Origin of the sequence: Castellaniella sp. (assembly GCF_041677825.1) — a bacterium.
In the GTDB taxonomy this organism is placed as follows: Bacteria; Pseudomonadota; Gammaproteobacteria; order Burkholderiales; family Burkholderiaceae_B; genus Castellaniella.
The window spans coordinates 1-12,634 of sequence record NZ_JBAYPG010000029.1 but is presented as its reverse complement, the minus strand read 5'-3'; the positions used below and the strand labels follow the sequence as shown (position 1 = coordinate 12,634).

Annotated in this window: 11 protein-coding genes; 8 read left to right on the top strand and 3 right to left on the bottom strand. The window is 64.2% G+C overall.

The window, feature by feature from the left end; translation table 11 throughout:
• Positions 1-219 precede the first annotated feature (219 nt).
• The 6 genes from WCY17_RS11845 (at position 220) to WCY17_RS11820 (ending at position 5,384) form a co-directional block, all read left to right on the top strand.
• Positions 220-1,431: a CaiB/BaiF CoA transferase family protein gene (locus WCY17_RS11845; RefSeq protein ID WP_372702397.1), complete on the top strand. Its 1,212-nt coding sequence runs from the start codon at positions 220-222 to the stop codon at positions 1,429-1,431.
• Positions 1,428-2,210, top strand: coding sequence for a 3-ketoacyl-ACP reductase (locus WCY17_RS11840; RefSeq protein WP_372702396.1), 783 nt, complete (start codon positions 1,428-1,430; stop codon positions 2,208-2,210). Before WCY17_RS11845 ends, WCY17_RS11840 begins: the two co-directional genes overlap by 4 nt.
• A 149-nt stretch (positions 2,211-2,359) precedes the next feature.
• Positions 2,360-3,157, top strand: a complete 798-nt coding sequence (locus tag WCY17_RS11835; protein WP_372702395.1) for a transporter substrate-binding domain-containing protein — start codon at positions 2,360-2,362, stop codon at positions 3,155-3,157.
• A 145-nt stretch (positions 3,158-3,302) separates the two neighbouring features.
• Entirely contained in the window at positions 3,303-4,019 is a 717-nt protein-coding gene (locus WCY17_RS11830) for an amino acid ABC transporter permease (RefSeq protein WP_372702394.1), read from the top strand.
• Positions 4,016-4,672, top strand: coding sequence for an amino acid ABC transporter permease (locus WCY17_RS11825; protein ID WP_372702393.1), 657 nt, complete (start codon positions 4,016-4,018; stop codon positions 4,670-4,672). Before WCY17_RS11830 ends, WCY17_RS11825 begins: the two co-directional genes overlap by 4 nt.
• Entirely contained in the window at positions 4,653-5,384 is a 732-nt protein-coding gene (locus WCY17_RS11820; protein ID WP_372702392.1) for an amino acid ABC transporter ATP-binding protein, read from the top strand. The genes WCY17_RS11825 and WCY17_RS11820 overlap by 20 nt, the downstream gene beginning before the upstream one ends.
• A gap of 76 nt (positions 5,385-5,460) precedes the next feature.
• Here WCY17_RS11820 and WCY17_RS11815 read toward each other — a convergent pair whose 3' ends face one another.
• From WCY17_RS11815 to WCY17_RS11805, 3 genes are all read right to left on the bottom strand, one after another.
• Positions 5,461-5,949, bottom strand: a complete 489-nt coding sequence (locus tag WCY17_RS11815; RefSeq protein ID WP_372702391.1) for an aminoacyl-tRNA deacylase — start codon at positions 5,947-5,949, stop codon at positions 5,461-5,463.
• Positions 5,950-6,040: 91 nt separating this feature from the next.
• Complete coding sequence (gene xerD, locus WCY17_RS11810; protein ID WP_372702390.1) at positions 6,041-6,997, bottom strand: site-specific tyrosine recombinase XerD; 957 nt, start codon at positions 6,995-6,997, stop codon at positions 6,041-6,043.
• Positions 6,960-10,268 (bottom strand): Rne/Rng family ribonuclease, encoded by a 3,309-nt coding sequence (locus tag WCY17_RS11805; RefSeq protein ID WP_372702389.1) that lies wholly within the window; start codon positions 10,266-10,268, stop codon positions 6,960-6,962. The genes xerD and WCY17_RS11805 overlap by 38 nt, the downstream gene beginning before the upstream one ends.
• Before the next feature lie 471 nt (positions 10,269-10,739).
• On the opposite strand from WCY17_RS11805, the gene WCY17_RS11800 reads away from it, so the two are divergent.
• Both WCY17_RS11800 and WCY17_RS11795 read left to right on the top strand, forming a co-directional pair.
• On the top strand, positions 10,740-11,717 hold the full coding sequence (locus WCY17_RS11800; RefSeq protein ID WP_372702388.1) for an RluA family pseudouridine synthase: 978 nt from the start codon (positions 10,740-10,742) through the stop codon (positions 11,715-11,717).
• Complete coding sequence (locus tag WCY17_RS11795; RefSeq protein WP_372702387.1) at positions 11,714-12,418, top strand: HAD-IA family hydrolase; 705 nt, start codon at positions 11,714-11,716, stop codon at positions 12,416-12,418. The genes WCY17_RS11800 and WCY17_RS11795 overlap by 4 nt, the downstream gene beginning before the upstream one ends.
• Positions 12,419-12,634: the final 216 nt, after the last annotated feature.

Genomic DNA, 12,634 nt, shown 5'->3' with positions numbered 1-12,634 from the left:
GTTCATTGCGGCATGGCGGGGGCAATGTTCTGCGATGAAGCATAGCAGATGTGTGATCGATTACATTTTATTCCCTAATCCATTCCTGAGCATCTCCTAGGAAAAACCCTATATTGACTGGCATGATTTCAGAATAATATGATCGTTACATGAAAACGATTGCAGTTATCTTCATACCTGTACAGCCTGAGTCCACATTTTCGATTGCGAGGCCATCCCATGTTGGGTGAAATGAAAATCCTGAGTCTTTGTCACTATCTGCAGGGCCCGGGGGCTGTGCAGTATCTTGCCGACATGGGGGCTGACGTCATCAAGCTCGAACCCCTGGGGGGCGCCTACGAGCGTGACTGGTCGGGGGCCGATGTCTACGTGGGTGGCGTCAGCGCGTTCTACCTGTGCGCCAACAAGAACAAGCGCAGTCTCACCCTCAACCTGAAGTCGGCACAAGGGCGCGAAATCTTCTTTCGCCTCATCGAGACGGTCGATGTACTGGTCGAGAACTTTCGCCCGGGCGTGCTCGACCGCCTGGGTCTGGGCTACGAACAACTGCGCCAGCGCAAGCCTGATCTGATCTATGCCTCAGCCACCGGTTTCGGCAGCACCGGCCCCATGGTAGACAAACCCGGGCAGGATCTCCTCATCCAGGCGCGTACGGGTCTCATGGCGGTCACGGGCGTGCCGTCACGGCCCACCGCAGTGGGCTGCGCCGCCGTCGATCAGCACGGGGCTGCGCTGCTGGCCATGGGCATACTCGGGGCCTATGTGCGGCGTCTGTCCACCGGCCAGGGCACTCGGGTCGAAGGCAGCCTGTTCAACGCCGGCATAGACCTGCAGGCAGAGGCGCTCACGGGCTATCTTTCCGGGGGCTTCAGGCGCGACAGGCTCGAGCACGACGAACACCTGGCGACGTGGTTCCATCAGGCGCCCTACGGCATCTACAAGGCGCGCGACGGGTTTGTGGCCATTTCCAACTCGGATCCCGTGACGCTGGCCAAGGCCTTGCAGAGCGAAGCCTTGCTCGCGCTGGCCGACACCGACCGCTTCCAGGCGCGCGACCACTACGCCCAACTGGTCGCTCAGGCCGTGGCGGGTTTCTCGCTCGCCGAACTCAGCGCCGCCTTCGATCCGCTGGGGCTGTGGTATGCCCCGGTTCAGGATTACGACGATCTGCGCAACGATCCCCAGGCCCTGCATAACCAGGTATTCCGCCACATCGAGATCAATGGCCAGGCCGGTACGTTGATCAACCATCCGCTGCGCTATGACGGGCAGGTGCCCGCGCTGCACACGGTCGCTTTGGCGGCCGGTGAGCACAGCCGCGAAATCCTGGCCCGGCTGGGCTACGGTGAGGACGAAATCGATGGCTTCGTGGCCAGCAACGTCACCACGGTGCCCAAGGCCGATGAGATACCTGTTGGCAGGGTCCAATGACTACATTAACCGAAAACCGCAGGGTGGCGATCGTCACCGGTGCCCGGCGCGGCATCGGGCGCGCGATTGCGTATGGTCTGGCCAGTGCGGGCTTTGATCTGGTGCTCAACGACATCGTCCAGGACGAGGCGGGCGCCGCCACGCTGGATGGCGTTCGCAGCCGGGGTGCCCGGGTCGAATTCGTGCATGCCGATGTCGCGGATCTGGGCTCGCACCCGCATATCGTGGAGCAGGCGTATCGGGCTTTCGGCCGCCTCGATTGCCTGGTGAACAACGCCGGTGTCCAGGTGCGCAAGCGTGGCGATCTGCTCGAGGTCACGCCAGAGCGCTTCGACGAGATCCTGGGCGTGAACCTGCGCGGCAATTTCTTTCTGACGCAGCTGGCGGCACGGCGCATGCTGGCGGATGAAGCCGCGGGGCGCCATCGCAGCATCGTGGTCCTGTCTTCTTCGAACGCACACTTGGTTTCGGTCGAGAAAGGAGAGTATTGTATTTCCAAGACGGGGCTGTCCATGATGACGAAGCTCTTTGCTGTCCGGTTGGCCGAAGCCGGCATCATGGTGTACGAGATCCAGCCTGGTCTGATTCGTACCGACATGACCGCTGAAGTGCGGGAAAAATACGGCAGGATCATCGACGAGGGCGCATCGCCCGTACGGCGCTGGGGGGAGCCCGAAGACATTGGCCAGACGGTGGTCAGTCTGGCCACGGGGGCCATTCCATTTGCCACCGGAATTTCTCTGGGTATCGACGGCGGCTTGATGATTCCCAGGCTGTAGCTGGCCGCGCCGCGCGCAGGCGCAGGCGCGGGCGCAGCAGCAGCCAACGATACTGTCATGGAGGATGGCCTATCGAACACTGAACATGCGGTCCGGATCACTCGACGGATCCACGAAACACATCCACACGTTTCTCTCAGGAGACATCAATGAAACCAATCAAGAATATCGCATTGGGGGCCATGGTCGCTGCGGTCATGCTGATCATGAGTGCGGCGGCCAATGCGCAGTCCATCAACGACATCGTCAAGCGCGGCAAGGTGCTGATCGGCGTCAACAGTGGCGCGCCTCCGTTCAGCTTCGTGGATACCGATGGCACGCCACGCGGCCTCGATGTCGACCTGGCCAACCTGATCGCCGAATACATCGGGGTGCCGGCCGAGATTTCCACCTATACCACGGCAGCACGCATTCCGGCCCTCGAAGCCGGCAAGACCGACTTCATGATCGCCACGCTGGGCGCCACGCCCGAACGCGCCAAGGTCGTCTGGTTCACGGGCTCGTACAACGTGTTCCCCCTGGTGATCGCCGCTCACAAAGCCGATTCGATGAGCAGCATGGATGACCTGGTCGGCAAGAAGGTGGCCATTGCGCGCGGCACTCCGCAAGAGTCCGCGCTGGTCAAGGCCTCTCCGGAAGGCGTGCAACTGGCCCGTTTCGATGACGACCTGACCGCCACGCAGGCCTTGCTGACCCAGCAGGTGGATGCGGTGGCCATCCCGGAGACGATTTACACCGAAGTCCTCAAGTCCCGGCCGGATGCCGACATCAAGGTCGAATTTTCCTTCCACAATGACTTCCAGTCGATCGCTGTGCGCCAGGGTTCGTTCGAACTGCTGCAATGGCTCAACACGACACTGTCGTACGTCAAGAACAATGGCGAGCTGGATGCCATTGCCATGAAATGGGTCGGCCGTCCGATGCCCAAGGACATGCCGGTCTTCTGATGCCCGCAGGGGCCGGGATACCGAAAGAGGCATCCCGGCCCGCATTCTGTACGAAGCATTCTCCGGGGTGCGCCGCATTGCGGTGCCCTTCAGTCTGCCGCAGGCGGCGTGCAATCCGTCCAACCGATCCAGAGCATCTCTACCAATGGCCTTCGATCTTCAATTCGCGCCCATTCTGGCGCACACGCCAGCGCTGCTGGATGCCTTCTGGCTGACACTCAAGCTGTCCTTTGGTGCGGTGTTCCTGGGCTGCGCCCTGGGTTTGCTGGCGAGCACGGCGCGCATCATGCTGCCGCGCTACAGCCGATGGCTGGTCGACCTGTACGTGGAGACCATCAGAAACACCCCGTTGCTGGTACAGCTCTACATCATCTTCTTTGCCCTGCCGGTGGTCGGCATACGGCTTTCGGCCGTGTATGCGGGTCTGCTTGCACTGACCATCAATCTGGGCGCCTACAGTACGGAAATCTTCCGGGCGGGGATCGAATCCATACACCGCTCGCAGATCGAGGCCGGCATGTCGCTCTCGCTGACCCGCTGGCAAGTCTTCATGCACATCATGCTCAAGCCGGCCGTGGCGCGCATCTGGCCATCGCTGGTCAGCCAGATCATCCTCACGATGCTGGGCTCCAGCATCTGTTCGTTCATCTCGGTACAGGAGATCAGCGGTGAGGCCTACACCATCCAGTCGCTGACCTACCGCAGCTTCGAGATCTACATTGTCGCTTCACTGATGTATCTGGCGCTGTCGCTGCTGCTCAAGGGCATGCTGACCGTGTTGGGGCATTACCTGTTCACGCCTCGCCGGCAGCGCCGAACCTGGTGGCCCGCAGGCACCGCCCAGAAGAGGATATCGTCATGATACGGCCCTTTGGAATGCAGGAGTTCCTGTTCCTGATCGAATCCGCCGGCTGGACGCTGCTGCTGACCCTCATCGCCTCCATTCTTGGCGGTGTGCTGGCGCTGGGCCTGGCCATTGCGCGCGTCTCTGTCCACATCGTGCTCAAAGAGGTCGCCCGGCTCTATATTTCGGTGATACAAGGGATTCCGGTGCTGATGGTGCTGTTCCTGTCGTATTACGGGCTCGCCCAGGCGGGGCTGGACCTGCCGCCAGTCATCGCGGCCTCCGTGGCCCTGTCGATCTATGCCAGCGCCTATCTGGGTGACATCTGGCGTGGGGCGATCCAGTCGGTCCATCGGCAGCAATGGGAGGCCTCTGCGTCGCTGGCGCTGACCCGCATGCAGCAATACCGCTACGTCATTCTGCCGCAATCCGTCAAGATCGCCCTGCCGCCCACGGTGGGCTTTCTGGTGCAGCTGGTCAAGAATACCTCGATCGTGTCCATTGTCAGCGTGATCGAGCTCACGCGCGCCGGCCAGCTGGTCAACAATGTGACCTTCGAGCCGTTCAAGGTTTTCATCATTGTGGCATTGATCTATCTGGCAATCTGCTATCCGATGTCACGTGCCAGTCGCTACCTGGAGGGGAAGTCGCGTGTCTATCGTAACGGTTGAGAATGTTCACAAGCGGTTCGGGCAGAATGAGGTGCTCAAGGGGGTGTCCCTCCGGGTCGAGCGCGGTCAGGTCGTGGCGCTGCTGGGACGCAGCGGTTCGGGCAAAAGCACGCTGCTGCGCTGCCTGAACGGCCTCGAGGTCATCGACAGCGGGCGCATCGAGGTGGCCGGCCACGAGATGAGCTATGAACCCGCCCGCTTGCGTGCGCTGCGCGAAGACGTGGGCATCGTGTTCCAGAGCTACAACCTGTTTCCGCACCTGTCCGTGGCCGAGAACATCATGCTGGCGCCCGGCCTGGTCAAGCGGGTCGACAAGGCAGCCAACCGCCGCCTGGCCGAGCAGGTGCTCGAGCGCATCGGCCTGCTCGACAAGATCGATGAATACCCCGACAGCCTGTCGGGCGGGCAGCAGCAGCGTGTGGCCATTGCCCGGGCACTGGCCATGGAGCCGCGCGTGATGCTGTTCGACGAGGTCACGTCGGCACTCGATCCCGAACTGACCGAAGAGGTGCTCGAGGTCATCGAGCAACTGGCGCGCGATGGCATGACCATGATGCTGGTGACGCACGAGATGAATTTCGCGCGGCGGGTGGCCAGCACGGTGGTTTTCATGAATGAGGGCACTATCTGGGAAACAGGCGAACCCGAGGCGATGTTCTCGAACCCGAAGACCAGCGAGTTCAAGGCGTTTACCCAGCGCAACGTCAAGTGACGCACCCCGATGGCCCGGCCTCGCGGCACGCCCGGCCATGCGCAGCGTGGGGCGTGCCCGGGGCGGGCAGATGTTTTCAGGGCAAGGCAACCTGCACGGTACGTGCGCCCAGGGCCGTGGTCAATACGGCGCTCGCCACACGGATCAGGTAGCCCCGCCGGCCGCCATTCAGATAGATCTGGTCGAAGTCCAGCAGGCTGGCCTCGACCCAGACCGGCATGTGCTTGCGTGTGGCAAATGGCGAGGTTCCGCCCACCTGATAGCCTGAGTGGCGCTGTGCGGTCTGCGGGCTGCATGGGGTCACTTTTTTCACGCCGATCTGGCGCGCGAGGTTCTTTGTCGAGACCTCGCAGTCGCCGTGCATCAGCACGATCAAAGGACGCGCCCGTTCGTCCTCCATGATCAGCGTCTTGGCCAGCTGGTGCAGGGGCAGGCCCAATTGTCGCGCGGCTTCATGGGCACCGCCGTGATCGACGTAGTCGTAGGGAAATTCATCGAACGGGATTGCCTGCTGGCGCAACCAGTGGCTCGCAGGGGTTTCGGACACGTGATTGGACTTGCGCATGATGTTCGAGTGTCAGTCGGGTCTTGGGCGTTGTGCATGCTGGACGGTTCAGACGATGGACGGTTCAGATGGCCGCCTTGCATGCCGGTGTCTAGCCACGAGGATGATGCCGGGCGTGCAGGCTCTTGAGCCGCTCGCGCGCCACATGCGTATAGATCTGCGTGGTGGAAATATCCGCATGGCCAAGCAGCATCTGTACGACACGCAGGTCGGCCCCGTGATTGAGCAGGTGGGTGGCGAAGGCATGGCGCAGCACGTGGGGTGACAAGGGGACGTGGATATCGGCCTGGCTGGCGTACTTGCGCACCAGCAACCAGAACGCCTGCCGCGTCATGGCAGCCGCCCGGGCGGTCACGAACAGCGCCTCGCAGGATCGGGCGCCCAGCAGTGCCGGGCGGGATGCGGCGAGGTATTGTTCGATCCAGTGGCGCGCTTCCGCGCCCAGGGGCACCAGCCGGTCTTTTGCCCCTTTGCCCATGACCACGCGGATCACGCTGTCGTTCAGGCTGGTGTGCTGCACCTGCAGCTGGACCAGCTCGCTGACCCGCATGCCCGTGGCATACAGCGTCTCCAGCATGGCCCGGTCGCGCAGGCCCAGTGTGGTCGCGGTATCGGGTGCGTTCAGCAAGGCCTCGACCTGGGCTTCGGACAGGGTCCTGGGGAAGCGGGTGGCCTGGCGCGCGCCCTGCAGGCCCTGGCAGGGATCCTGCGCACAGCGGCCGGTGCGCAGGGCCCAGACAAAATAGCGCCGCAGGGTGGCCAGGCGCCGGTTGGCCGTACTGGTACGGGTATGGGCATGTTCGGCGGCCAGCCAGGCCTGGATGTCGTGTGTGCGGGCCTGTGCCAGCTTGCCCCGTCCGCTGGCGGCCAGCCAGCGGGCAAAGGTATTCAGATCGCGACGGTAGGCCGCCAGTGTATTGGCGGCCAGCCCGTCTTCCAGCCACAGGGTGTCCAGGAAGGCATCCAGGCTCTGGTCACCCTGCTGCCGGGGTTCGGGCGCCCGTGCAGCCTCAGTGGGTTGTTTCCACTTGCTCGAGGGGCTCTTCATGGGCCGTGACTGCGGGTTTGCGCGCCCGACCCAATGGCTTTGCAGGGGGCGCTGGCACGTAGGCTACCTCGCGGGTCTCGACCATCTCCATGCCGGCTGCCGCCAGCACGGACTCGAGCTGGTCGACAACGATGGCCGCATGGCCGTTCGGATCGCTGTGCGCGGTGCCTGGCTCTTCAGCCTGCTCGGGCGCATCGCCAGCCGAGGTGGCCGCCATGACGTCGTCCTCGACGCCTGCCGTGGCCTCTGCGGTGACCGCTTCGGCCGTGATTTGCTCTGTAGTGTCTGCAACGACCGCTTCGGCCGCAATCTGCACTGTAGCGCCTGGAACAGCCGCGTCTGCGATAGCCACTTCTGCGGCAGCCCGCTCCGTGGCCTCTGCCACCATCGCCACCTGCATCTCGGCCTGGCCCGATGCAGGCGCAGCATCTGCAGGAACCGCCACTTCTGGACCTGCAGCGACTGTTTCGGGCGCGGGTGCTGCCGGCGCTTCTTGAACGGCATCCCGGTGCGCCGTCACGACACGGTCGGCGTGGTCATCACTGGCTTCGGCCGTGGTGACTGGCACTGCGGCTGCGGCGTCTTCGGGCACGCTGGAGTCCGTTTCAGGGGACGCCTGGGCTGCCGTGTCTTCGGACCCTTCGGCCGGGATTGCCCGCTGCGCGTCGGCACCGGTCTTCGCCTGCGCCTCGACTGCCGATGCTTCGGCGGTCTCGTCGGCAGGGATGATGGCGACGGCGTGGGTCACTGCAGGTTCGGGCTGCAGCACCTCGGGGTCGAAGGATGGCGTTTCGTGCGTCTGCAGCGGCTGTTCGCTGCCGCTGACACCGGCTTTCGTGCTGGCCAGGTTGTCCGTGGCTGCTTCATCCGTGGTGCGTCGGCTGCGCCGGCCGCGGCGACGGCGACGCTTGCTGCGATCCGTATCGGATGCCATATCGGATTCCGTATCGTTGTCCAGCGCGGGCCCGGCCACCTCGGTGGCTTCATCGGCCACGTCGGCCTGGATGATGTCGGTCTCTGGCGCTGGCCCAGTGGCCTGCGCCACCGGGGGTGTGGATACGGCATCCGCCGTGACTGTGGCGGCAAGGACGCTGGCGGCCGTGGCGTCTTCGGGGGTGACCGCCGCCGAGCCCTGGGTGCCTGCCAGCGCGTTTTCGTCCTGGCGCGTACGCCCGCGGCCGCGGCGGCCGCGTGAACGGCGTGCGGGTTCGCCGACCGTTTCGGATGCCGCTGCGGCGTCGGGCGCGGTGCCTGCGCTGCCGTTGCCAGTGGTGCCATGCTGCTCGGTGGCATCCTCCGGGTGGCTGCGGCGTGCCGCGCTGCGCCGGCCTGCAGGGGGCTTGCCGGCGGCGTCACGGGTTGCGACGGCCTCATCCGCCTCGGCGCGGCCTTCATGGCGATTGTCGCGCCGTTCGTTGCGGCGCCCGCCGCGTTGCCCTGAATTGCGTCTGCGCTGGCCGTTCGTGGCTTCACGTGCGGGCGTCTCGATGCTCGGGGCGGGCGCGTCGGCTGCCGCAGGCGCCGGTGTGGCCGGGGCGGCTGTAAACCAGCCCAGTATGCGCTGGATCAGGCTGCTGCCGGGGGCCGGGGCCGCCACAGCAGCGGCTGGCTGGCTGCTGGCGGCCGGCGCCTGGCGCGCCGCGCGCTCGATGTGTGGCGGGGCGGGCTGGGCGGGCTGTATGCTCTTGACCAGGGCCTCCTGGCGGGTGCCCGTATCCTGCGCCCGATGGGGTTGCCACAGGGTGCTCTGTTCGGGCTCCTGAACACGCTCGAAGCTGGCCCTGGATTCGTCCAGGCGCGGGTCATCGTGGCGCAGCCGCTCGATTTCGTGGTGCGGGGTCTCGAGTGCCTTGTTGGGGATGAGCACCAGATTGACCTTGAGGCGGTTTTCGATCTGGCTGATGTCGCGCCGCTTTTCGTTGAGCAGGAAGGTGGCCACATCGACAGGCACTTGTGCGTACAGCGCCGCCGTGCCTTCTTTCATGGCTTCTTCCTGCAGCAGGCGCAGCACGTGCAGCGCGCTGGATTCGGCATCGCGGATCACCCCGGTACCCGTGCAGCGCGGGCAGGTGACGTGCGAGCCTTCATTGAGCGCCGGGCGCAGACGCTGGCGCGAGAGTTCCATCAGCCCGAAGCGCGAGATCTTGCCCATCTGCACCCGCGCCCTGTCGAAATGCAGGGCATCGCGCAGGCGCTGCTCGACTGCGCGCTGGTTCTTGCTGTCTTCCATGTCGATGAAGTCGATCACGATCAGCCCGCCGAGGTCACGCAGGCGCAGCTGACGGGCCACTTCGTCGGCGGCCTCGAGATTGGTGCGCAGCGCGGTTTCTTCGATGTCGGCACCCCGGGTCGAGCGCGCCGAGTTGACGTCGATGGCGACCAGGGCCTCGGTGTGATCGATGACGACGGCACCACCCGAAGGTAACTGTACCGTACGCGAATAGGCGGTTTCGATCTGGTGCTCGATCTGGAATCGCGAGAACAGCGGGATGTCGTCGCGATAGCGCTTCACGCGGCTGACGTTGTCGGGCATGACCACGCTCATGAATGCGCCGGCCTGATCATGAATGTCGTCGGTGTCGATCAGGATTTCGCCGATGTCGGGCGAAAAATAATCGCGGATTGCACGGATGACCAGGCTGGATTCGAGATAGATCAGGATGGGGGCCTGGTTCTCGCGCGCTGCGGCGTCGATGGCATTCCAGAGTTGCAGCAGGTAGTTCAGGTCCCATTGCAGTTCTTCGACACTGCGACCGATGCCTGCCGTACGGGCGATCATGCTCATGCCCGAGGGGATTTCGAGCTGGTCCATGGTCTCGCGCAGTTCCTGGCGCTCTTCGCCCTCGATGCGGCGCGAGACGCCACCGCCACGCGGGTTGTTCGGCATGAGCACGAGATAGCGGCCAGCCAGCGAGATGAAGGTGGTGAGTGCCGCCCCCTTGTTGCCGCGCTCTTCCTTTTCGACCTGGATGATCAGTTCCTGGCCTTCGACCAGGGCGTCCTGGATGCGGGCGTTGCGCACATCGACGCCTTCCTTGAAGTAGCTGCGCGCCACTTCCTTGAACGGCAGGAAACCGTGGCGCTCTTCGCCATAATTGACGAAACAGGCCTCGAGGCCCGGCTCGATGCGAGTGATCACCCCTTTGTATATATTGCCTTTGCGCTGTTCGCGCCCGGCTGTTTCGATATCCAGATCAATCAGTTTCTGGCCATCGACAATGGCGACGCGTAGTTCTTCTTGGTGCGTCGCATTGAACAACATGCGTTTCATGAGCGGTATTCTCCGTGGTCAGGGTACGTCGGGTTCGACGCACGGCCACGGGTCACGGGGTGTGAAACACGGCAGTCTGCAACAGACAGGCGGGCAGGATCAGACCGTGCCCGCTATCAGGGGTGGGGGCACACGGCGCACAGAGTCGCCGGGTTCGGTCAGCAGGAGGATGGTCAGGGTCACGATGGTGATGGTTGACGGAACTTGTTTGCTGGGAACGACGGATGCCCTGTAAAAGCGGCACCCGGTGCAGAAGAGCGAGCAGAAACTTGCAGTGTCGCACACGACAGGTTGACGGTTGCCGCTGCCACCTTTGACAGACGCGGAACCATGCCGGCGACCCGGAACCCGTAGGCCGAAAGCCGGGCAGTACAATGAGACTGCTGCACAACGGAGATACAGGATCTGCGTCTCTACGTTTGGCGACTTCAGGCCATTCAAGGCTGATGCAATTATAGGCTGCTTTTCCACATGCGCAAAATGGGCGTCCCCACGGCAGACAAACCGGTCGTACGACACCTCCTGGTCGGATCTGAACAGGCGGGCCAGCGGCTCGACAACTTTCTGCTGCGCGAGTGCAGGGGGGTGCCCAAGAGCCATCTGTACAAGGCCATTCGGGATGGTCAGGTGCGGGTGAACAAGGGGCGCAGCCGGGCCGATGTCCGCCTGGTGCAGGGTGATCAGGTGCGGGTCCCGCCCCTGCGGCTGCCGGCTGCCGGGCTGCGCGCGCCGGTGCCCCCGGGCCATTTTCCCATCCTGTACGAAGATGAGCATCTGCTGGTGATCGACAAGCCTGCTGGCGTTGCGGTGCATGGCGGCAGCGGCATCTCGTTCGGGGTCATCGAACAGTTGCGGGCTGCGCGCCCGGCCGAACGCATGCTCGAACTGGCCCATCGGCTCGATCGCGAAACCTCGGGGGTGCTGCTCATCGCCCGCAGCCGCAGGGCCCTGGTTGCCCTGCATGAGATGATGCGTGCCGGCGGCGGGCGCAAGCATTATCTGGCGCTGGTGGTGGGCGACTGGGTCAACCAGCGCCAGCACATCCGCCTGCCCCTGCTCAGGTACCTGACACGCACCGGCGAGCGGCGTGTCCGGGTCGATGCGCAGGGCAAGGCGGCGCATACCATCATCACGCTGCAGCGGCGTTACGGGGGGGCCTACTCCCTGCTCGATGCCGAGTTGCGCAGTGGCCGCACGCACCAGATCCGTGTGCACCTTGCGGCGAATGGCCATCCGATTGCCGGAGACGAGAAATACGGCCCCGATGCCGTGCGCCAGGCCCTCTTTGCCCAGGGGTTTCGCCGCATGTTCCTGCATGCCGCACGGCTCGACATTCCCCACCCGGTCAGTGGTCAGCCATTGCTTCTGCGGGCGCCTCTGCCGGCCGATTGCCAGGCCCTGCTCGAACGGCTCGAACGCGAGCATCCCACCGGAGCCCATGCCCCATGAACACCCACGACGACACCGACCTGCTTCCCGTCGCGACCTATGATGCAGTCATCTTCGACTGGGACGGCACCCTGATGGATTCCACGGCCCACATCGTGGGCGCCCTGCAGGGCGCATGCCGCGATCTGGGCTTGCGCGTGCCACCTGCAGACGAAGCAGGCTGGGTCATCGGCCTGTCCCTGCAGGCGGCGCTGTACCGTCTGGTACCTGAGCTCGGGGCCGATCGCGTGGACCAGTTCATTGCCCGCTATCGCGTGCATCACACCCGCATGCTGCACCAGGTGCAGTTGTTCAGCGGGCAGGACCATTTGCTGCACGAGCTGCACACCGCCGGCGTGGTGCTTGGGGTGGCCACCGGCAAGAGCCGGGTCGGTCTGGATGCAAGTCTCGACCAGCTGGGCTTGCAGGCGCTGTTTCAGGCGACCAGAACAGCGGACGAGGCGCGTGGCAAGCCCGATCCGGACATGCTGCTGCAATTGCTCGACGAACTGCGGCTGGATCCCGGCCGCGTGCTCATGGTGGGTGATACCACCCACGACGTGCTCATGGCGCATGCCGCCGGGGTCGATAGCCTCGCAGTGGCCTATGGCGCTCATCGCCCCGAGCAACTCGAAACCGCCCGGCCCACGGCCCTGGCCTTCAGTGTCGATGACATGCAGGGGTGGGTGCGGGCGCGCACCTGTGTCGTCCCGCGCGCATAGCTCGTGCGCGGGGCCATGAGCCCGCGGGTGTCGGCCTCCCGCTGCCCCGTGATGGCCCCGCGCGCAGGGCCGGACATCAGACCCCAGGGGGGGCTAGCCCGGAAATTTCATTATTGTTGTAGAAACGGGTAGGCAATCTCGCGCCAAAGGCTTATGGTTACTGGTATTCGACACCACAACCAAAACGAGACTGCCTATGCCAAATCGTACCACTGA

Excerpts from the sequence above, each read along its gene's own strand:
- WCY17_RS11845 (WP_372702397.1), top strand. The coding sequence starts at position 220 with ATGTTGGGTGAAATGAAAATCCTGAGTCTTTGTCACTATCTGCAGGGC.
- WCY17_RS11840 (WP_372702396.1), top strand. The coding sequence starts at position 1,428 with ATGACTACATTAACCGAAAACCGCAGGGTGGCGATCGTCACCGGTGCC.
- WCY17_RS11835 (WP_372702395.1), top strand. The coding sequence starts at position 2,360 with ATGAAACCAATCAAGAATATCGCATTGGGGGCCATGGTCGCTGCGGTC.
- WCY17_RS11830 (WP_372702394.1), top strand. The coding sequence starts at position 3,303 with ATGGCCTTCGATCTTCAATTCGCGCCCATTCTGGCGCACACGCCAGCG.
- WCY17_RS11825 (WP_372702393.1), top strand. The coding sequence starts at position 4,016 with ATGATACGGCCCTTTGGAATGCAGGAGTTCCTGTTCCTGATCGAATCC.
- WCY17_RS11815 (WP_372702391.1), bottom strand. The coding sequence starts at position 5,949 with ATGCGCAAGTCCAATCACGTGTCCGAAACCCCTGCGAGCCACTGGTTG.
- xerD (WP_372702390.1), bottom strand. The coding sequence starts at position 6,997 with ATGAAGAGCCCCTCGAGCAAGTGGAAACAACCCACTGAGGCTGCACGG.
- WCY17_RS11805 (WP_372702389.1), bottom strand. The coding sequence starts at position 10,268 with ATGAAACGCATGTTGTTCAATGCGACGCACCAAGAAGAACTACGCGTC.
- WCY17_RS11800 (WP_372702388.1), top strand. The coding sequence starts at position 10,740 with ATGCGCAAAATGGGCGTCCCCACGGCAGACAAACCGGTCGTACGACAC.
- WCY17_RS11795 (WP_372702387.1), top strand. The coding sequence starts at position 11,714 with ATGAACACCCACGACGACACCGACCTGCTTCCCGTCGCGACCTATGAT.